This window comes from Janthinobacterium psychrotolerans (assembly GCF_001677885.1).
Lineage (GTDB): Bacteria > Pseudomonadota > Gammaproteobacteria > Burkholderiales > Burkholderiaceae_D > Janthinobacterium > Janthinobacterium psychrotolerans.
In genome coordinates, this window is sequence record NZ_LOCQ01000051.1 from 50,719 (window position 1) to 70,396 (window position 19,678).

At 65.1% G+C, this 19,678-nt stretch carries 17 protein-coding genes; 7 read left to right on the top strand and 10 right to left on the bottom strand.

Annotation, left to right across the window (positions count from 1 at the left end):
- Positions 1-17: 17 nt before the first annotated feature.
- Both ASR47_RS09205 and ASR47_RS09210 read right to left on the bottom strand, forming a co-directional pair.
- Positions 18-839 carry a sugar phosphate isomerase/epimerase family protein gene (locus ASR47_RS09205; RefSeq protein ID WP_065307474.1) on the bottom strand — a complete coding sequence of 274 codons (822 nt, stop codon included), beginning with the start codon at positions 837-839 and terminating at the stop codon, positions 18-20.
- Positions 839-1,678 carry a phytanoyl-CoA dioxygenase family protein gene (locus ASR47_RS09210; protein ID WP_065307475.1) on the bottom strand — a complete coding sequence of 280 codons (840 nt, stop codon included), beginning with the start codon at positions 1,676-1,678 and terminating at the stop codon, positions 839-841. The genes ASR47_RS09205 and ASR47_RS09210 overlap by 1 nt, the downstream gene beginning before the upstream one ends.
- Positions 1,679-1,787: 109 nt before the next feature.
- On the opposite strand from ASR47_RS09210, the gene ASR47_RS09215 reads away from it, so the two are divergent.
- Positions 1,788-2,738, top strand: a complete 951-nt coding sequence (locus tag ASR47_RS09215) for a LysR family transcriptional regulator (protein ID WP_245714305.1) — start codon at positions 1,788-1,790, stop codon at positions 2,736-2,738.
- On the opposite strand, the gene ASR47_RS09220 is transcribed toward ASR47_RS09215, so the two are convergent.
- Both ASR47_RS09220 and ASR47_RS09225 read right to left on the bottom strand, forming a co-directional pair.
- Positions 2,739-4,355 carry a methyl-accepting chemotaxis protein gene (locus ASR47_RS09220; RefSeq protein WP_065307477.1) on the bottom strand — a complete coding sequence of 539 codons (1,617 nt, stop codon included), beginning with the start codon at positions 4,353-4,355 and terminating at the stop codon, positions 2,739-2,741.
- A gap of 266 nt (positions 4,356-4,621) precedes the next feature.
- On the bottom strand, positions 4,622-5,674 hold the full coding sequence (locus ASR47_RS09225; RefSeq protein WP_065307478.1) for a M29 family metallopeptidase: 1,053 nt from the start codon (positions 5,672-5,674) through the stop codon (positions 4,622-4,624).
- Between the two features lie 223 nt (positions 5,675-5,897).
- On the opposite strand from ASR47_RS09225, the gene ASR47_RS09230 reads away from it, so the two are divergent.
- Positions 5,898-6,317, top strand: coding sequence for a hypothetical protein (locus ASR47_RS09230; RefSeq protein WP_082988831.1), 420 nt, complete (start codon positions 5,898-5,900; stop codon positions 6,315-6,317).
- Between the two features lie 6 nt (positions 6,318-6,323).
- On the opposite strand, the gene ASR47_RS09235 is transcribed toward ASR47_RS09230, so the two are convergent.
- Both ASR47_RS09235 and ASR47_RS09240 read right to left on the bottom strand, forming a co-directional pair.
- Positions 6,324-7,820: a choice-of-anchor X domain-containing protein gene (locus tag ASR47_RS09235; protein ID WP_065307480.1), complete on the bottom strand. Its 1,497-nt coding sequence runs from the start codon at positions 7,818-7,820 to the stop codon at positions 6,324-6,326.
- Positions 7,817-8,671, bottom strand: a complete 855-nt coding sequence (locus ASR47_RS09240; RefSeq protein ID WP_065307481.1) for a hypothetical protein — start codon at positions 8,669-8,671, stop codon at positions 7,817-7,819. The genes ASR47_RS09235 and ASR47_RS09240 overlap by 4 nt, the downstream gene beginning before the upstream one ends.
- Before the next feature lie 199 nt (positions 8,672-8,870).
- Between ASR47_RS09240 and ASR47_RS09245 the strand changes: the two genes are divergently transcribed.
- Entirely contained in the window at positions 8,871-9,770 is a 900-nt protein-coding gene (locus ASR47_RS09245) for a hypothetical protein (protein ID WP_150127736.1), read from the top strand.
- A gap of 144 nt (positions 9,771-9,914) precedes the next feature.
- Entirely contained in the window at positions 9,915-10,247 is a 333-nt protein-coding gene (locus ASR47_RS09250) for a hypothetical protein (protein ID WP_065307483.1), read from the top strand.
- Positions 10,248-10,296: 49 nt separating this feature from the next.
- On the opposite strand, the gene ASR47_RS09255 is transcribed toward ASR47_RS09250, so the two are convergent.
- The 4 genes from ASR47_RS09255 to ASR47_RS09270 all read right to left on the bottom strand — a co-directional run bounded on the left by ASR47_RS09255 (position 10,297) and on the right by ASR47_RS09270 (position 16,943).
- On the bottom strand, positions 10,297-12,357 hold the full coding sequence (locus tag ASR47_RS09255; protein ID WP_245714306.1) for a tetratricopeptide repeat-containing diguanylate cyclase: 2,061 nt from the start codon (positions 12,355-12,357) through the stop codon (positions 10,297-10,299).
- Between the two features lie 113 nt (positions 12,358-12,470).
- Positions 12,471-14,276 carry an ABC transporter ATP-binding protein gene (locus ASR47_RS09260; protein WP_065307485.1) on the bottom strand — a complete coding sequence of 602 codons (1,806 nt, stop codon included), beginning with the start codon at positions 14,274-14,276 and terminating at the stop codon, positions 12,471-12,473.
- Positions 14,266-16,017, bottom strand: a complete 1,752-nt coding sequence (locus ASR47_RS09265) for an ATP-binding cassette domain-containing protein (RefSeq protein ID WP_065307486.1) — start codon at positions 16,015-16,017, stop codon at positions 14,266-14,268. Before ASR47_RS09265 ends, ASR47_RS09260 begins: the two co-directional genes overlap by 11 nt.
- A 194-nt stretch (positions 16,018-16,211) precedes the next feature.
- Positions 16,212-16,943, bottom strand: coding sequence for a phasin family protein (locus ASR47_RS09270; protein ID WP_065307487.1), 732 nt, complete (start codon positions 16,941-16,943; stop codon positions 16,212-16,214).
- 330 nt (positions 16,944-17,273) lie between these two features.
- On the opposite strand from ASR47_RS09270, the gene ASR47_RS09275 reads away from it, so the two are divergent.
- Genes ASR47_RS09275 through ASR47_RS09285 form a run of 3 tightly spaced genes read left to right on the top strand, consistent with a single transcriptional unit; the run spans position 17,274 to position 19,627 of the window.
- Positions 17,274-18,548: an amidohydrolase family protein gene (locus ASR47_RS09275; RefSeq protein WP_065307488.1), complete on the top strand. Its 1,275-nt coding sequence runs from the start codon at positions 17,274-17,276 to the stop codon at positions 18,546-18,548.
- A 36-nt stretch (positions 18,549-18,584) separates the two neighbouring features.
- Positions 18,585-19,103 (top strand): GNAT family N-acetyltransferase, encoded by a 519-nt coding sequence (locus ASR47_RS09280; protein ID WP_065307489.1) that lies wholly within the window; start codon positions 18,585-18,587, stop codon positions 19,101-19,103.
- Positions 19,100-19,627: a GNAT family N-acetyltransferase gene (locus ASR47_RS09285; RefSeq protein WP_065307490.1), complete on the top strand. Its 528-nt coding sequence runs from the start codon at positions 19,100-19,102 to the stop codon at positions 19,625-19,627. Before ASR47_RS09280 ends, ASR47_RS09285 begins: the two co-directional genes overlap by 4 nt.
- Positions 19,628-19,678 lie beyond the last annotated feature (51 nt).

The window sequence follows — 19,678 nt, forward strand, 5'->3', positions numbered from 1 at the left end:
ACGCGCAGTAGGTTTTGTTAGGTGTTTGCGTAGCGCTGGCGCAGCAGATTGAGCATCGCCACGTTCTGCTGCCACGCGTCGGCCACCGGCTGCTGCGTCCAAGGCAGCGTTTGCAAGTACGGCGCCGGGCCGAATTCGGGCGTAAACGTCAGCAGCTCGGCACCGGCCGCGCGGCGCAGCGCCACCACCGTGTCCCACCAGGCCAGGTGGGCGTCGAGCGCCTCCTTCGCTTCCGGTGCGCGAAAGTGCGCCACCTGCGGGCCCTGCGCATGGCCCACGCGCGCATGGATATGGCGCACCCGGGGCAGGGTGCGCGCCAGCGTTACTGGCTGGTCCGCCAGCAAGGATTCGCAGGCGCAGCACCAGTGCGACAGGTCGGCCGTCAGCGCCAGCTCCGGGAACCGGTCGAGGTAGGGCAGCAGCAGCATCGGATGGCCGCTGAAACGGCTGCGGTGGATTTCATGGACGATGGGCACGCCATGTCTGGCCGAGATGTCCATCGCCAGTGCGATCAGGTCGGCGTTCTGGGCGACGCTGTAGTAATCCTTGCCCGTGTGCGTGTTGACCAGCAGCGGGCGCGCCAGGCAGGCGTTTTCCAGCAGTTCGGCCAGGGCCGCGCGGTGCTGCGCAAAATCCGTATGGAACACCGTTTCCCACTGCGCGGCGATCAGCGCCAGGCCGGCGTCGGCAATGCGGCCGGTCCATTCCTCGCGCAGGGCCGCATCGAGCGGCAGCGACATTTCGATGCCGTCAAACCCGGCGTCGAGCACCTTGTCGATAAATGCGGCGGCCGGCAGGGCGTTATTGCCCCACTGCGGCGCGAAAAATTGCAGGCGCATCAGACAAAGCCCCGTACCGGCAAGGACGCGTCGCGCTGTATCCAGTTGTGCTTCGCATACTCGGTCTGGCCGTCGGTGGCGTGCAGGGTGTAGGCGTGGCGCGACACGGGCGAGCGGTTCGGCGCGCTGTAGTGCGGCAGCAGGCCGTGGAAGCAGACCAGGGCGCCGGCCTTCACTTCCAGTGGCACGGCGGTGCTGTCGTCGGGCCAGGGCGTGGCGTCGAGTTTTTCCACGCGCACCTGGTCGCCGTTGCGGATAAAGCGCTCGCGCAGCGGGCCGCGGTGGCCGCCCGGTTCGGCCCACAGGCAGCCGTTTTCCAGGGTCGCGTCTTCGAGCGCGAACCAGAAGGTGGTCACGCTGATCGGCGTGGTTTCGAAATACGTGGCGTCCTGGTGCCAGCGCACTTCGCCGCCGATGCCGGGCTGCTTGAAGATATACATCGACTGCCATACCTGCGCCTCCATCAGGCCCAGGTCGTGCGCCACTTGCGCCAGTTCGGGGTCGGCCGAAAAGGCGCGGAACACCGGGTCCAGGTCATGCATGGCGTGGCCGATCTTGTTGATCGACAGCGACTTGGCCTGTTTCAGCTGGCCGTCCGGGCCGAACGCTTCTTCTTCAAAAAAGCAGCGGATGGTGTTGTCGGAGGCGAGGAAATAATCGTTGGTGTTTTTCGCCTGGTCGCGCGTGGTAAAGATCGACTGGCTGACCGTGGGGTCGAATTCGTTGACAATCTGCTCGGCGCGCGCACGCAGGGCGGCGATTTCTTCCAGGCTTTTGAAACCGGGCAGCACCAGATAGCCGTCGCGTTGGTATTGTTCTTGTTGTGCGGTTGTCAGCATGGCGGCGGCTCCGGAAGGTGATGGAAGCCGCCATTGTAGGTTGGGCGAGGACGCCAGACAATCGGGCATCGGTTGACAGATTGTCGCCAAAACGAAGACAATCTTTGATATGGATCAATTGCAAGCGATGGAAATTTTCGTGGAAGTGGCGCAGCAGCGCAGCTTCACTGCGGCCGGCCAGCGCCTGGGCCTGTCGCGCGCCATGGTCAGCAAGACCATCATGCAGCTCGAAGACAAGCTTGACGCCCGGTTGCTGCACCGCTCGACGCGCGAAGTGAGCCTGACGGACGCCGGGCGCGCCTACCTGGCGCCGTGCATGGCCACCGTCAGCCAGGCGCAGGAAGCGGCGCGCAGCGTGGCCCATGTGGCGCAGGCGGGCGCGGCGCTGGCCGGACCCTTGCGCATCCAGGCGCCGTCCAGCTTTGGCAGCGCCTGGCTGGCCGACGCCGTGGCGCGCTTCAGCCTGCTGCATCCGCAACTGCGCGCCGAACTGTTTGTCGACGACGCCCTGCTCGACCCGATACGCCATGGCTTTGATCTGACGATACGCGTCGGCGGCATTCCCGACAGCAGCGCGCTGGCGATGCGCCCGCTGGCGCCGTGCCGCGCGGTGCTGTGCGCCAGCCCGGCCTACCTGGCGCAACACGGCGTGCCGCGCACGCCGCAGGATTTGCTGAGCCACCAGTGCCTGCATTTCAGCCACCTGACCGACGGCACGAACTGGCATTTTCAACGCGGCGAGGGAAGCGGCCTGGAAGAGATGAGCGTGCGCGTGCAGGCCGGCTTTACGGCCAATAACGGCCTGGTACTGCAGCAGGCCGCAAAGCAGGGCCTGGGCATCGTCTACAGCACCACCTTCCTTGCCTGGCGGGCCTTGCTCGACGGCAGCCTGGTGCCGGTGCTGGCGGGCTGGTCGCTACCCTTGAACTACCTGAGCGCGCTGTATCCGGCCAGCCGGCAATTGTCGCCCAAGGTGCGCGCGCTGATCGATTTCCTGGTGCTGGAGTACCAGCCGGTGCCGCTATGGGACCGCGAACTGGCGGCGGCCGGGATTGTGTAATTACGGCGCCAAACGCTGGCGTTCGCGCCGTGGCGGCGCCGGCCGCTGCAAGGCAGGGGAATTTGCCGCGCCGGTCTTGAACACCGCCATCGCCTGCGCCAGCGTGCCCGCCTGCTGCTGCATGCTTTCGGCCGCCGCCGACGATTGCTCGACCAGCGCCGCGTTCTGCTGGGTCATCTGGTCCATCTGCGTGATGGCCATGTTGACCTGCTCGATGCCGGCGCTCTGCTCGGCGCTGGCGGACGTGATCTCGGCCATGATGTCGGCCACCTGGCGCACGCTGGTGACGATTTCTTCCATCGTCTTGCCCGCTTCATCGACCAGTGCGCCGCCTTGCTCGATCTGCGTGACGGAGTCGCCGATCAGGGTCTTGATTTCCTTGGCCGCGCCCGCGCTGCGCTGGGCCAGGTTGCGCACTTCGGTGGCGACGACGGCAAAGCCGCGGCCCTGCTCGCCGGCGCGCGCCGCTTCCACGGCGGCGTTCAGCGCCAGGATATTGGTCTGGAAGGCGATGCCGTCGATGACGCCGATAATGTCGGCGATCTTGCGCGAGCTGTCCTTGATGCCGTTCATGGTGGTCACTACCTGCTCGACCACATGGCCGCCGCGTCCGGCCACGGTGCTGGCCGAAATCACCAGCTGATTGGCGTGGCGCGCGTTGTCGGCATTCTGGCGCACGGTGGAGGTGAGTTCTTCCATCGAACTGGCGGTTTCCTCCAGCGAACTGGCCTGCGATTCGGTGCGGTTCGACAAGTCGGCATTGCCGGCGGCAATTTCCTGCGAGGCCGTGTTGATGGTGTCGCTGGAACCGCGCACGTCGCTGACCATGCTGGAGAGCTTGCCGTTCATCTCGGCCAGCGCGCGCAGCAATTGACCCGCTTCGTCGCGCGCCGTGCTGGTGACGGTGGAGGTCAGGTCGCCGTCGGCCACCTGGCGCGCCAGTTGCACCGCTTTGGCCAGCGGCACCGTGATCGAGTTCGCCAGCAGCGACGCGCATACCAGCACGAACAGCACCATCAGCACCGTCAGCACCAGCATCAGGGTGCGGCTGGTTTCATAGATCTGCTGGATCTCCTGCGCGCGGCGGTTGATGTCCTCGCGTTCGAATTGCAGCAGTTCCTTGATCTTGTCGGCATAGTTTTTTGCGACCGGCGAAAATTTGATGTCGACCAGGGTCGAGGCTTTTTCCGATTCGCCCTGTTTTTTCAGCGCCAGGATTTCATCGCGCGAGGACAGGTACTGCTTGCGCAGCTCGCCCAGCTCGCCCCAGATCTTTTGTTCTTCCGGCGTATTGATGGATGGCTCGATCAGCTTTTGCAATGCCGACGAGTTGCGCGTCGATTCGGCGACATCGGCGGCAAAGAATTCGTTGAGCGAACCGTCGCTGCTCTTGGCAATGGCCAGGCTGCGGCGGATGCCGGCAAACACATTGCGGTACCAGTCGCTGATATGGCGCTCGCTGGCCAGCGGCTCGTCGAGCAACTGCCGGGTCGATTCGGCGACCGTATGCAGGCGGGCAATGCCGATGCCGATCGCCAGCAGGGAGCACAGCAGGACGACGGCAAAACCGAGCAGCAAGCGCCTGCCGATGGTGATGTTATTGATAGAGGAAAGCATGGAACTGACTCCAGGGGATGATTTTGTTCGGAATGCAGTTTGCCGGCCGGCCTGGATGGTCAGGGCTGGCGCTCGGTGGGCTGGGAGGGGGCAACACTGCGGAGCGCAGAATATAGCTCAACTACTTTCCCTAAGGAAAAGTTTATGTAATTAATATCTCATTTTGACATGCAGGTGTTGTATCGATGTTGAATGTCGGCGCAGCAGACGGCGTTTCCCTGTCTTTTGGCAGGGAAGCCGGAAGAATGAACGTGGTGGAAAACGGCTCAGACCTGCCAGGCGCCGTCGGCGTAGACTCTTTCGTCGTCGAGATACACCGCTTCGGTCACGGCAAAGATATCGACGTGGTAGCGCGCTTCCTTGCGCTTGAATTGCGGCTTGCTGTAGACGCCATGCTTGGCGCCCAGCGACAGGTGGATGCCGCACATGCGCTCGTAGGTGCCGATATCGTTGACCAGCTGCTCGCGCGTAAAGGCGCGGTTCATGCCGAAGCCCAGCTCGCGCACCCACACTTCGCCTTCGTGGGCGCGGATAATGTCCAGCATTTCCAGGAAGGCCGGCGTGGCGTGTTCGGTGCCGGTGACCCGGCCTTTTTCAATGATCAGGGTGACCGGCGTGTCCGGGCGGTTGACCATGAATCTGGTATCGCCAAAGACAAAGATGCGTACGCGGCCGTTGACCGCCTCCAGGTCTTGCGCCTCGGTAAAGACCTCGCCCAGCGGAAACTGGCCGCCGATATTGTTCATGCCGCTGTAGTCGCCGATATTGAGCTTGGCCGATTCGAATGGGGAAGCGAACACCAGTTGTTCGCCGCCGCTGTCGACCATGCCGTGGCGGGCGCGGTCGATGCGTGTTTTCAATGCATGGCCGACGCCGCGGTAATACGCGGGGTCGTAGGCCAGCGAGGCGATATAGTGCAAGCCCTGCACGCCGGGCATGCGCGACAGGTGCACGTGTTCGATCACCTTCAGGCCGCGCTTGAACAGTTCGATGCGGATGCGAAACGCTTCCAGGCGGAAGCTGGTCGACTGGATCAGCACCACCAGGCTGCCGGCCGGCAGCGCGGCAAAGGCGGCCAGGACGGCCTCTGGCGTGACGTCGTCGAAATCGATGAAGGTGGCGTCAGGCAAGGCCAGCCGGTAGGCGTCGGTCAGCACCAGGTTGAGCCAGCTGTGCTTGTCGCACACGACCAGCGCCGGTTCGTCGGGCCGGTGGCAGATGGCCATGGCCAGCAGGTCGGCCACGTTTTGCGCCGCCACTTCGGTGGCGGCGGCGCTGATGGCGTCGAGCCGGCTGGTGTCATTGTCTGGAAGCGTCATGATGGGAAAGTCGGGGCAGGTAGGCGGGAACCGTGCATTATAAGGCGCAGGCCGGCTGTCTCGCCATTGGCCATCAGAACGATACCGACCATCTGATTACCTTGTGTAGTGCTTAGGGGCAATGTATTATTTGTAAAACAGCCTGCCGCCGACAGTGGCAGTGCGACATCAACAGAGTAATGTTAAGAGTGCTGCGATGAGCTTGATTGGACAAGATATCCCGATGGAACGGCCCGATACCGACGGCCGCGCTGCCCTGCTGGTGCCCGTTACCGGCGTCAAGGAAGATGTCCTGATGACGATACGCAAGGGCGCCGCCATTGTCGGCTTCGCCAACCACGACCGTACCGTCACCGTCTATTTCGAGAGCAACCGCTTCGACGATCCCATGCTGGCCAAATGGGAACACAAGGCGCGCAAGGCCTATGACCGCCTGGTCGAGAACTCGCCCACGGTGTCAAAAATGACCACCAGCCCCGCCAACTTCGAGCAGGTCGGCTATATCAACGGCAAGGGCATCACCATCCGCCGCATGGAGAGCCTGAAGCGCTGGCTCGAATATTCCGATGCGATGGCCTCGTGCCCGGAAACGGAGATCGTGCCCCGAACGGTCGTCGCCAAGGTTGACGTCGTCAAGGCATAAGCCCCATCAAACGACGGTGATGCTGGCCTGCGCCTTGAGCGGGCAGGGCAGGCTGTCGTCAAACGTCAGTTCGATGGCGCTGGCGACGAACATGCCGCCGATATGCTGGGCGGCGATTTCGGGCGGGGTGCCGGGCTTGGTCAGGTTGACGTCCTGGGCAAACACGAACACCCTCCAGGCGCCATGGACCTGCTGGCCGTATTTCAGCAGCAAGCGATAGGCTTCCTTGAGGTTCAGGCTGGCGGCATAGACGCCATCGTTCGCGCCCGGGTCGAAGCCCAGGCCATCGTCGACCAGCGGCTGGACAAAGTACAGCCCCTGCGGCGCCTGGAACAGGGCAAACGCATACAGCTCGTTGCCTCGGAACAGTTCGTTGTGTTCGCGCCGGAAGCTGGCGCGCAGCCATAGCGGCTCGAACGCCGGCACCACGGCCGGCGTGTCGGTTTCCACCGGGCCTGCCACATGGAGATTGACCTGGGTTTCGCTGACCGCATGCTGGTAGTTGCCGCCGCTGGTAAAACGTTCGTATTGCCATTTGACGTCGGCCGTGTAGGGCCGGCCCGCATTCGGCGCTTCGGGCAACACCCATTGCGCCACCACCCGTTCGCCCAAAGTCAGCTCGCCGGCCGCAGGCGGCGTGGCTGCCTGGCCACGCCAGAACGGATCGGCCGCGTCCGAACAGGCCACGGCAATCGCGCCCGAGGCAATCGCCGAGGCCACGCCGGCCACCGTGTATTCGGGCGCGCCGGACGCGGCTCCTTCTGGCGAGCAGCAATTGACGCTGGGGTCGGTCTCCTCGACTTCGCCGCCCACGCTGAAGCTGGCCTGGCCCGCGCCCTGGGCCGCCGCGATAATGGCCACCAGCGCGGCGATGATGGCGACGATAATGGCCAGCACCTTCCACCACGGATCGGAAAACGGCAGTTCGCCATGCGTGCCCGCATAGGCGGGATTGGGCGCCCAGGCCAGCGTAAAGCCGGTCGGCACCACCGGCCCCAGCCAGGGCGGACAGCGGCATTGCTTGCCGTCGGAGGTGCCCCAGCCCTTGCCGGGCAAATGGCCCTGCGGCTTCGACAGGGTCAACGTGCCTTCCTCGATGGCGCAGGTATAGGTATTGCTGGTGCTGTCGAAACGCGTTTGCGAGACAAACATCTGCTGGATCGAGCGGCGCGGCGTGTGGCCGTCGGCCCTGGCGACAAAGCTGACCAGGCGCTTGCCCGGCGCCGCATGCTCGAAGTTGGCGTCCCACATCACCAGCATGGCGGCGCCGGCCGGGATGCTGGCAAAGAAAAACGTGCGCGCCACCGGCACGATGCCGGGGTCGCCCACGCTTTCGAGGTAGACCGTGACGTTGGTCAGCGCCGCGCCCGACATATTGCTAATGTGGGCGGCGATGCGCAGATGATAGAGGGCATTGTCGAAGATGCCGTCGGGCATCATGATATTGGTGACGGGTTCGATCGCGAAGGGCCGCGTCAGCACTTGCATGGGGGTGTCGCTCATGATGGAGTCTCCTGTTTGCCGTCTTCGACGGCGTCGACCAGCACATAGCTGACGCCGCCGATGACCTTGCCATCGATGGTTTCCAGCACCCGCAGCAGCGCGTATTCACCGTTCGCCAGTTCGCTGGCGCGCAGGTTCAGGTAGACGGGCACGGCGCGTCCGCGCGGCACCGCGACGTCCAGTTTCTGCTCGCCCTGTTGATCGTCGCAATACGGCGTGCGTGACAGGCCCGCCTCGATCTTTGCGGCCCTGGCGGGGCGCCACTTTTCCAGGCCCAGGGTGGCCAGCACGGGTTCGGGCAGTTCGCCGCCCTGTTCCAGTTGCAGCACCACCCGCTTGTCCTGGCGCGGCAGCGCCGCCACGCTGATGGCCAGCAGCTGTGCGCGCCGCGCCGCCTGCACCACGGTGACGTTGCGCTGGGCGATCTGTGCGTGGTGTTGCGGCTGGAAGGCAAAGCCGGTGGGCAGCGGGTCGGGCAGGGCGTTGACGTCGCCCGGCCCGTGCGCGACGGCCAGCAGGCATTCATGGCCGCCGTTGACGATGACGGGAAACCAGGGCACCAGGCACAGCACGTCCTGGCTGGCGCCGGGCGCCAGGTCGGCAAATGCCGAGCCTATCCTGGTGGCGACGCCGACGGCGATCTGGCCGGAAGGGTCGGCCCAGTAAAAATCCACGCGCACGCCGTTGGAGCTGCTGTTGCCGGTATTGTGCACACGCGCCCACAGGTAGTTGTTGCTGCCGGCCACCGGTGCGCCCGGCGCGCCATTCGGGTCATTGCCAGGCACAACCCAGATAGCGGCGCTGTCCCACCACCAGGGCTGGCCGTCTTCGATGATCAGGTGGGCTGGCATTTCATTCTCCCGTGGTTGGCGTGCTACCAGCTTAGGCCGCCGCGCCCAGTGGCGATTGATCGGTGTCAAAGCGCTGGCGTCACGCGCCGCCAGGGTCCCGTAGGGTAATATTGCAGCAGAACGCAGCCGGGATCTGGCGACAGCATTGGCCGCGGCGTTCACCATGATGGATGCTTGAAAAAAGTAAAAAAGGTAGAACGTGCTTGAACCCGTAAACAATCGTTGCATCAACGCCGCCTGTGGCAAGCCGTTGCTGCTGCGCGTGGCGTATTGCCCGTTTTGCGGCACGGCCCAGGCGGCGGCGCCCGCAGCGGTGGCGCCGCCGCCCGTCGCGCCGGCCGTGATGCCGCCGCCGATACCGCCGCAATGGCGGCCGATGCCGCCGGCGTCCGTCCTTGCGCCACCTGTCGCGCCGCAAAGCGATCCCGCGCCTGCGCCACCGCCGATCAGGGACGCGCCCCAAAAACCTGCCGTATTTCGCTCCGTGCCGCCACCGCGCGCGCCGGTGCGACTGCGTACCTGGCTGCTGGCGGCCGCCGCCCTGGTCGGTATCTGGTTCGTCAACAAGCCCGTCGACAAGCCGGCCAGCGTGGCCGAGCAGGTGCAGGCGGCCACGGCGCTGGCGCAGCAGTGCGACCTCGACGGTGCGCGCAGCGCGCTGGCCGTGCTGAAGAGCGCCAAGGCGCCAGCGGCGCAGATCAAGCGCCTGCAGGCCAGCATCACCGGTGCGGCCGCCAGCTGCGACAAGCGGCAAAAGCGCGCCCAGGCCTGGGAGCAGGTGGTGCTGGCCAGCGCCCAGGCGTTTGACGCCGGCAAGCCCGAGCTGGCGGCCACGCGGCTGGCGGCCTATGTCAAACGCTGGGGCGAGGATGCCGACACCATCGAACTGGACGCGCGCATCAAGGTGGCGCTGGCCAGCCGCGAGCTCGACAAGGCGGACGCTTGCCTGGCCGGGGCCGACCATCGCTGCATGGAAAAAAGCCTGCTGGCGGCCGAGCGCTACAAGCGTCCCGAACTGGCGGCCCGCACCAAAGCCTTGCGCGCCGCGCTGTCGCAGCTGCTCGAACGCGCGCTGCTGGACGGCGCAGCGCCGCCCTGAGCCTTGCAGGGGCGCTGAAACCATTGCTTACAAACTGGTGACCAAAAGCCCATGCTTATGTGCGGTGGCGTACGCTGAAAAAAAATCCCGCAGTGTATATTGCAGCCTGATCTGTTGGTTTTAATAACAATGAAAGGGAATATCATGAAAGCAACTAAACACCTGATGACGATGTGCGCCGCCGGCATGATGGTCGTGGCGCTGGCCGCATGCCAGAAGAAGGATGACATGTCGACCAAGGGCCCGGCCGAGACGGCTGGCGCGCAAATCGACGCCACCGCCGCCAAGGCCGAAGCCGATGTGAAGGCGGCCGCCGCCAACGCCGACGCCAAGATGAGCGCAGCCGCAGCGGAAACCAGCGCCAAGATGGACCAGGTTGGCGCCGACGCCAGCGCCAAAATGAATGAGGCGGCAGACGCGGTCGGCAAGAAAGTCGAACGCGCAGGCGAAAAGATGCAAGAGTCCGCAAAGAACTAAGTTCAGCGCTGTCCGCGATGGCCGGCCCGCCCGGCCATCGCAGCGTTGTTCAAGCCGCCGCGCGCGGCAAGCCGTTTTGTGGTCCCGGCACCACATTCAAGTCGACCACCCCGTTGCGCCACGCGCGTTCCAGGTCCTGCTCCACCACTTCCAGGGTCATGCCTTCCATTTGCTGAACTCCCCGCACGCCATAGGCGCGGTTGCGTCCGTGTGCCTTGGCCAGGTACAGCGCCATGTCGACCAGGTTGACGCTGCGTTCCCATGACAGCGGTTGTCCCAGCGGCGTCAATGGATAGGGCGCGAAGCCGATCGACACGTGCACCTGGATGGCCTGGCCCTGGTAGACGACGCGCTGTGCGCCGATGCCGTCGAGCACCCTTGCGGCGATATGGTCGAGGCTGCCGCGCGTGACGGACGGCAAAAAGGCGAGGAACTCTTCGCCGCCCCAGCGCACGATCATGTCCGTTTCGCGCAGCACCTCATGCAAGGTGGCGGCGATGGTGGTGAGCACCAGGTCGCCCGCCGCATGGCCGTACCGGTCATTGATCTGCTTGAAATGGTCGACATCGAGCAGGAACATGGCCGCCACCAGGTCGCTGTCCTTGTACGCGCCGGGCGCCGGCACGGTCACGGCATGGTGGCGCATGAACTCTTGGAAGTGGCGGCGGTTGTACAGCGCCGTGAGCGGATCGCGCGAACTCTGGTGCGCCAGTTCCTGGTTCTTTTCCTGCAATTGCACATTGGCGTGGCGTACCTTGCGGTACAGCAAGCCGACGATGACGGCCGCCAGCGCCATCACCAGCGCCAGCAACCACCACACGCGCTGCTGCAGGCGGCGGTTGTCCAGTTCGGCGCTCTTGACCTGGTTTTCCCGGCTCAGCAACTCGATCTGGCGCTGCTTCTTTTCCGTCTCGTATTTTTCCTGCAATTCATACACGGCTTTTTGCCGCTGCTGCTCGAACAGCTGATTGGACAGCTTGCGCTCGCGGTGATAGGCCGTCACGGCGCCCTTCATGTCGCCGGCTTTTTCCAGCGCCATGCCATATTCAAGCAGCACCGCCTGCATGTCGGGCTTGTTGTCCATCAGGTTGTAGTAAGCCAGGCCGCTCTCGACGATCTGCTTGCCTTCTTCGTGGCGCCCCATGGCAATCAGGGCCTGGCCGATATTGAGGCGCGCCGTCGCCTGCACGTCGTCATTGCGCACCAGGCGCGCGGCCGCCAGGGCCTCGTTGCCGTAGCCCAGCGCGCGCTGGAAATCGCCCTGTTTCAGGTAGCTGTCCGACAGGTTGACCAGGGTGGTCGCCACCATGGTCCTGGCGCCCAGCCGGCGTTCCAGGGCCAGTGCCTCGAGCAGCGCGCGCTGGCCGCGCTGCGGCTGGTTGGCGTCGAGCGCCAGGCCGTATTCGGTATTTTTTGCCTGCGCCAGGCGGCCAGGCGAATCGAGCTTGCCGGCCACGGCCAGTAATTCGTCGAGCACCCTGAAGCCCTTGCCGTACTCGCGCATCTGCGTGTACAGCAAGGTCAATGCATTCAGGGCCGCCGCCAGGGTGGCGGGCGAGTCGCTCTGGCGCGCCAGGTCCACCGCCGTCTGCAGCTTGGCCAGGGCGGCCGGAAAATTGCCTTCCTCGGCCCAGGACTGGCCGGCGCTGATGGTGGCCTGCACGCGCAGCTGCAAGTCGCCGGTGCGGTTGGCGATGGTTTCGGCCTCGAAGGCGAACAAGTGCGAGGCGCGGCGCTCGCTCAGGGCAAAGCTGATATAGGCCTTGCTGAGCAGCGCCTTGGCCAGCGCCACGTCATTGTGGCGCCGGGTGGCGTCCAGGATCAGGTCTTCGACCAGTTGCAGGGCGATATCGTTCTGCCCCAGCCGCATATGGGCATTGCTCAGCTGGGTAATATATTCGGCGCGCAAGGTCAGCGGCGCACTGAAAGCCTCGATTTCGATGTCTTTCAGGCGCTGCAGCGCGCGCTCGGGCACGAAGCGGCCGTCCTCGCGCAAGGCGTCCAGGCGCTGCTGCAACTGCGGGCTGGCGCCGGCCAGCGCGGGCAGCAGGCAACACAGCGCCAGCAGCCATGCTGCGCGCCGCCTGCCTTGCCGTGCTGTCCTGTTCAATGCCATGCCTGCCAATGCGCCACTCCCGACTTCCTATTTCTTTGCAAGTAATTATATTATGTTGCAACAAAGAAATTTCGAGCGCGCGTTATATTTTCAGCAAAGTGCACACTTTACTGTGCCAGTTGTTGCAACAAATAAAGTCGTTGATATAAACCGTTTTCGACCTGCATCAGCTCTTCGTGCGGCCCCGCTTCCGTGATGCGGCCATGGTTCAGCACGATGATGGTGTCGGCGTCGCGGATGGTCGAGAGCCGGTGCGCAATCGCGATAATGGTCACCTTGCCGCGCAATTCGTTCAGCGCCAGCTGCACGATCTGCTCGGTCTGGCTGTCGATGCGCGAAGTCGCTTCGTCGAGCAGCAGGATGCGCGGCTGGCCGGCCAGCGCGCGGGCGATCGCGATCAGCTGCTTCTGGCCCGACGACAGGCGCGAGCCGCCTTCGCCCAGCGGCGTGTCGTAGCCATCTTCGAGCGCCGCGATAAAGTCGTGCGCATGCGCCGCGCGCGCGGCCTGCTCGATCTGCGCCTGGCTGTAGCCGCGGCCCATGTCGATGTTGTCGCGCGCCGATGCCGCCAGCAGGAAGGGGTCTTGCGGCACCAGCCCCACGTCGGCGCGGAAGCGCTCGTTGTCTATGCTGTCAAGCAGCATGCCGTTGATGGCGATGCGGCCCTGCGTGACCGGATAAAAGCGCAGCAGCAGCGACAGCAGGGTGGACTTGCCACTGCCCGTATGGCCGACGATGCCGAAGAACGCACCTTGGGGAATGGTCAGTGACAGGTCGTGCAGCACCGGCTGGTTTTCCACGTAGGCGAACGTCAGGTGCGCGATATCGACCGCCGGCGTGCCGGCGGCGACGGGGCTTTCCGGTGCGCCGGCGGCCTTGCCTGGCGCGTGTTCCAGCGCCTGGTGTTCGTCAAGCAGGGCCGAGACGCGGGCGGTGGCCACCACCGACTGCTGCAGCTGGCTGAACTGCATGGTGATCTGGATCAGCGGTTCGATCACGCGCGCGATATAGCTGATGAACGCATACAGCACGCCCACTTCGACGGCGCCCATCTCGCGCTGGCCGAAGCTGAAGATGACCACCGCCAGCAGCACGATATTGAGCATGTCGAGCGCGGGGCGCAGCAGCCAGGCGTTGGCGCGCAGTTCGTGCATGCGCGCCGCGTAATGATCCTGGTTGATGCCGGTGAAGCGCTGGCCGAAGCGGCGTTCGGCATTGTTCGCCTGCAGCACGCTCATGCCGCCGATCGATTCGGCGATCTGGCCGTTGATCTCGCTGCGCAGGGCGCGCGCGCGCGTCACGGCCGGCGCGCTCCAGCGCTGGTACAAAAAGACGATCACCAGCACCGCCGGCAGCAGCGCCAGCACGATCAGCATCAGCCGCCAGTCCAGGAACGCCATGGCGGCCATGGTGCCGATCAGCACGATGGAGCTGTCGAGGATCACGAACAGCACCTGCACGTACAGCGATTTCACCGCTTCGGTGTCGTTGGTGACGCGGCTGACCAATTGGCCCGTGATGGCGCGGTCGAAGAACGCCATCGGCAGGCGCAGCACGTGCTGGTAGACGGTTTCGCGCAGGCGCTGCACCGAGCGCATCGCCAGGCCCGACAGGCGCACCAGCTGCAGGTAGCGCAGGCCCGAAGCGATCCAGCCGGTCAGCAGACAGCCGCCGAGCAGCAGCGACATGCGGGTCCAGTCCAGGTTGCGCGGCAGCAGGTGCTGGTCGATCAGCGCCTTGCCGAGGATGGGGCCGGTTACTTCCAGCGCGGCGGCGATGATCAGCCACAGCGTGGCCCAGTACAGGTGGCGCAGGTCGGGCGCGGCGGCGCGGCGCAGCAGGCCGATGGCCTGCATCGCCTGGCGGCGGACCTGGTCTTGCGTGTCCGTTGCCGGCACGGTGTCAGTTGGCATCAAGGCTGGCCTCCAGTTGTTGATAGCGCCACTGGCTGGCATACCAGCCATCGTGCTGCAGCAGTTGTTCGTGGCTGCCCGTTTCGGTGATGCGGCCATTGCGCAGCACCAGGATCAGGTCGGCGTTGACGACGGCGCTCAGGCGGTGGCTGGCGATCATGGCGCTGCGCTCGGGACGCGCGCGGCGCAGTTGTTCCAGGTGCTGCAGGATGCGCGTCTCGGTGCCGGTGTCGACCGCCGACAGGGCGTCGTCGAGCAGCAGCAAATCGTTGTCGGCCAGCAGCGCGCGGGCGATTGCCACGCGCTGGCGCTGGCCGCCGGACAGGGTAATGCCTTTTTCGCCGACCTGGGTTTCATAGCCGTCCGGGAACTGCAGGATATCGTCGTGGATGTCGGCCAGTTCAGCCGCGTGCTCCACTTCCTGGCGCGTGGCGCCGGGGCGGGCCAGGGCGATATTGTCGGCAATCGTGGCGGAGAATAAAAACGACTCCTGCGGCACCCAGCTGATCGCCGCGCGCAGCGCATGCAGGGTGTAGGCGGCCAGCGGCTGGCCGCTCCAGGTGGCCTGGCCCGCTTGCGGCGTGACCTGGCGCAGCAGCACGCGCAGCAGGGTCGACTTGCCGCTGCCGGTCGGGCCCACCAGGCCCAGGGTCTGGCCCGGCTCCAGGCGCAGCGCGATGTCCGCCAGCGCCGGCGCGGTCTGGCCCGCATAAGCGAAGCCGATGTGTTCCAGCTGCAAAGGGCCGGGCGGCAGCGTGGCGATGGTGCCGTGGTCGTCGATGGCCAGCGGCGCGTCCAGCATCGGTTGCAGCCGCTGCCAGGCGGCGCGGCCCCGTTCGATCAGCGACAGTACCCAGCCGGCGGCAAACATCGGCCAGATCAGCTGGCCCAGGTACATCGAAAAGCTGGTCAGCGCGCCGATGGTCAATTGATCGTGCCAGACCAGGTAGCCGCCCAGGCCCAGCGTCAATGCGGTGGCGGCGGTCAGGGTCAGGCCGACGGCCGGCTCGTACGCCGCTTCCCAGCGCTGCGCCGTCAGGCTGGCGTTGGCCGCATGGCCGGCCAGGGTGGAAAACTGCGCGCTGCTGCGCTGTTCCAGGCCCAGTGCGCGCAAGGTGCGCACGCCCGACACGGATTCCTGCACATGGTCGTTCAGCGCCGAAAAGCGTTGCAGTGAGTCGGTCGACGCGGTGTGGATATGGCTGGAAATGCGCCAGAAGGCCAGTCCCATCAGCGGGAAGGGCAACAGGGCGATGCAGGCCAGGCGCCAGTCCACGCCCAGCAGCATGATGCCCAGCACCATCAGCAAGGTCAATGTGCCGTCGAAGCCGGCCAGCATCGCTTCGCCGGCCGCCATTTCGATGGCGTCGATATCGTTGGTGGCCAGCGCCATCAGGTCGCCGGTGCGCTGGCCCTGGTAGAACGCCGCGCCCTGCTGCGACATGCGGGTATAGAAACGCGTGCGCAGCATCACGCCGAGCTGGTAGGCGGCCTTGAACAGGGTGATGCGCCAGCCGACGCGCAGGAAATAAATGACCACGCCGACCGCCAGCAGGGTCAGCAATTCCAGCCACAGCTGGGACGTGCTCATGGTGTGGGCGGCCAGCGCGTCGATGATGGCGCCGATGCGGCGCGGTATCCACACGGTCAATGTGGCCACGCCGGTCAGCATGACGGCGGCGGCGGCGTAGGCCGGCCAATGCTGGCGCACGAAGCCGGCGATGAGCCTCGATAAACTCATGGTTACCTTTGTCTTGTATTGATTTGTTAGCGGGGTGTCGCGGGGCGGACGGAAGAGGCGCGCGGACGGAAAGTTCGCACAGGATACAACAAGGCGCGAAAACGCGCTGCGCGTGACGGTGCAAACCGCGCAGGAAAAACAGGCAAAAAACGGGCCGTAGCCCGTTGTGGTGGTGCGCCGGAGTTGCCCGGCGATTACTTGCGCTTGCCCTTGGCCGCAGGCTGTATCGCTGCCTTGCTGGGGCCGCCTTGCTTGTTGGCCGGCTTGCTGGCCACCGGTGCCGCCTTGGCCGTGGCCTTGACGGCGGCCGGCACTTTGGCCGGTGGCGCGGCGATGGCGGCCGGCGCCGAGGCGGCGATCGGCAGGGTGGCGGCCAGCGGCAGCGGCGCAGGCGCGGCCGGTGACGGTTCGGCCACCGGGGCCAGCACGGCGGCCGGCGCTGGCGCAGATTCAGGCTCGGATGCCGGCTCGGATGCCGGCGCAGGCTCGGCTTCCGGCGCAGACACCGCTGCCGGCACCTCGATGACGGCTTCCACCTCGACCTGCGCGGTGGTGTTTGCCGGCGCAGCGGCTGTATCTGCGGCCGGGCTGGCGTGATCGAGCCTGGCCTTGGCCGCTTCCAGCAATTGGGCCTGGGTACGCGATGCGATGCCGAACAGTTCACGGCTATAGGCCAGCACGCTTTCGATGCCCGGCTGGGCCTGGCTGGTGCTGTAGCTGAGGAACTCGCGCGCATCGTTTACGGCCAGCAGGTGCTGCGCGGTGCCGGTGCTCCTGGCAATGGCGGCCTTGCTGGCGCCGAGGTGGAGGGCGATGATTTTTTCGGCACCGTCAAACACGGTATGGCCGAAGGTGCTGAACAGCTGCAACTGCGTTTCCCATTGCGATTTTGCCGCGCTGGATAATTGTTGTGGAAGCGGAAACATATTTACTCCTTGTCCGGATTAAAATGCTGGCAAAACGCTGCTCACATGCAGTCCGCGTTTTGTAGAGTTTGATGATGCTTAAGCGTGTATACGCGTTGTCGATATCTTTTTTGATGCAACGCAATATGAATATTCTAGCGGTGATTCGTGTTGGTTGAAAGCTATTTCGAACGGTGCGGTGGCCGCGCCACAGGCCAATTGATTGGCTTTTCCGTTTTTCATGGCGATTTGCGGCGACGCAAGATGCTTGTTTTATGGTTATGCTTGTAAAGCGTTTTTACTTTATATTCGTGCAGTGCAACATTTTGCCACTCTCTTGCCAGGAATCCCATGGACCTCCTTATCCGCAACGCCAGCCTGCCCGATGGACGCACCGCCATCGATATCGCCATCGACCAGGGCCGCATTGCCGCCGTCGGCCCGGCCCTGCCCGTCACGGGCGCGCGCGAAATCGACGCCGAGGGCGACCTGGTCACGCCGCCGTTTGTCGACGCCCACTTCCATATGGACGCCACGCTCAGCTACGGCTTGCCGCGCGTCAATGCTTCCGGCACCTTGCTGGAGGGCATCGCACTGTGGGGCGAACTGAAACCGGCACTGACGCAGCAGGCGCTGGTCGAGCGCGCGCTGCAGTATTGCGACTGGGCCGTGGCGCGCGGCCTGCTGGCGATCCGCTCCCACGTCGATATCTGCGATCCGCGCCTGCTGGCGGTCGAAGCGCTGCTCGACGTCAAGCGGCAAGTGGCGCCGTATCTGGACTTGCAGCTGGTGGCGTTTCCGCAGGACGGCATCCTGCGCAGCGCGGGCGCTTTCGACAACCTCAAGCGCGCCATTGCCATGGGCGTCGACGTGGTCGGCGGCATTCCGCATTTCGAGCGCACCATGGCCGACGGCGCCGAATCGGTGCGCCTGCTGTGCGAATACGCCTGCGAACAGGGACTGATGGTCGACATGCATTGCGACGAATCGGACGATCCGCTGTCGCGCCATATCGAAACCCTGGCTTTCCACGCGCAGCGCCTGGGGATGCAGGGCAGGGTGACCGGCTCGCACCTGACCTCCATGCATTCGATGGACAATTATTATGTGAGCAAACTGCTGCCGCTGATCCGCGAAGCGGGCGTGGCGGCCATCGCCAATCCGCTGATCAATATCACCCTGCAGGGCCGCCACGATAGCTATCCGAAGCGGCGCGGCATGACGCGCGTGCCCGAGATGCTGGCCGCCGGCATCCCGGTCGCCTTCGGCCACGACTGCGTGATGGACCCGTGGTACAGCCTCGGTTCGGGCGACATGCTGGAAGTGGCGCACATGGGCCTGCACGTGGCGCAGATGACGGGCCAGCAGGCCATGCACGACTGCTTCCTGGCGGTGACCGAAACGCCGGCCGCCATCCTCGGCCTGGACGGCTATGGCATCGCGCCCGGCTGCCATGCGGACCTGGTGATGCTCGACTGCGGCTCGACCGTCGAAGCGCTGCGCCTGCGCGCGGCGCGCCGCCTGGTGCTGCGCCGTGGGCAGGTGATCAGCGAGTCGCCGCGCGCCAGCGCCCGCCTGCAACTGCCGGGCCGGCCCGAAACGGTCAACTTCCGCCAGGGGCGCTGATACAATCGGCCATGACTTGCTATCGGGAGCAGCACCTTGAAAGAAATCGAGATCCGTCCGGCCGTCGAAGCCGACTTCGACGCCATGTGGGCCATCTTCCGCACCCTGGTCGCTGCGGGCGACACCTACACGTTTGATGCCGCCACCACGCGCGAGGCCTGCCATGCTTACTGGTTCGGCCCCGGCGTACAAAGCTTCGTGGCCATGATGGGCAGCGAGCGCCTGCTGGGCATGTACAAGCTGGTGGCCAACCAGGCCGGCCACGGCAACCATGTGGCCAGCGCCTCCTTCATGGTCGACCCGGCCGCGCAGGGCGTCGGCGTGGGCCGCATGCTGGGCGTGCACTGCATCGCGGAAGCGCAGCGCGCCGGCTTCCTGGCGATGCAGTTCAACTTTGTCGTCAGCACCAACCTGGCCGCCGTCACCTTGTGGAAAAAACTGGGCTTTACGGTCGTCGGCACCTTGCCGATGGCCTACCGCCACGCCCAGCTGGGCTATGTGGACGCCTATGTGATGTACCGGCTGCTCAGCGATCCGATGCAGTGGCCGGCATGACCGTGATTGAAACACCGCGTTTGCGCCTGCGCACCGCCAGCGGCGGCGACGCGGCATTTTTCCTCGGGCTGGTCAACGAGCCGACCTGGCTGGCTACCATTGGCGACCGCCAGATCCATACGGTGGACGCCGCCCGCGCGGCGCTGGAAACGGGCCCGATCGCGCAGCAGCGCGAACTCGGCTACTCGTTTTATATCGTCGAACACCGCGCCGACCACGTGGCGATCGGCATGTGCGGCCTGATCAAGCGCGCCACCATGCCTGGCCCCGACATCGGCTACGCGCTGCTGCCCGCGTATTGCGGCCAGGGCCTGGCCTGGGAAGCGTCCGGCGGCGTGCTGCGCCACGCACGCGACGTGCTGCGCCTGCCCACGGTGTACGGCCTGGTGTCGCCGCAGAACCAGACTTCCATCAAGCTGATCAACAAGCTCGGTTTGCGCTTCGAGCGTTTTTCGCGCCAGCCGATTGCTGGCAAGGACATCAATATCTATCGCAAGGATTTCCCTGGTCCCGGCATGTGGTGAGGGAAACACCAAAATCGGCAGTGCCGAGCCGCGAATACCTCGTCCGCCAGT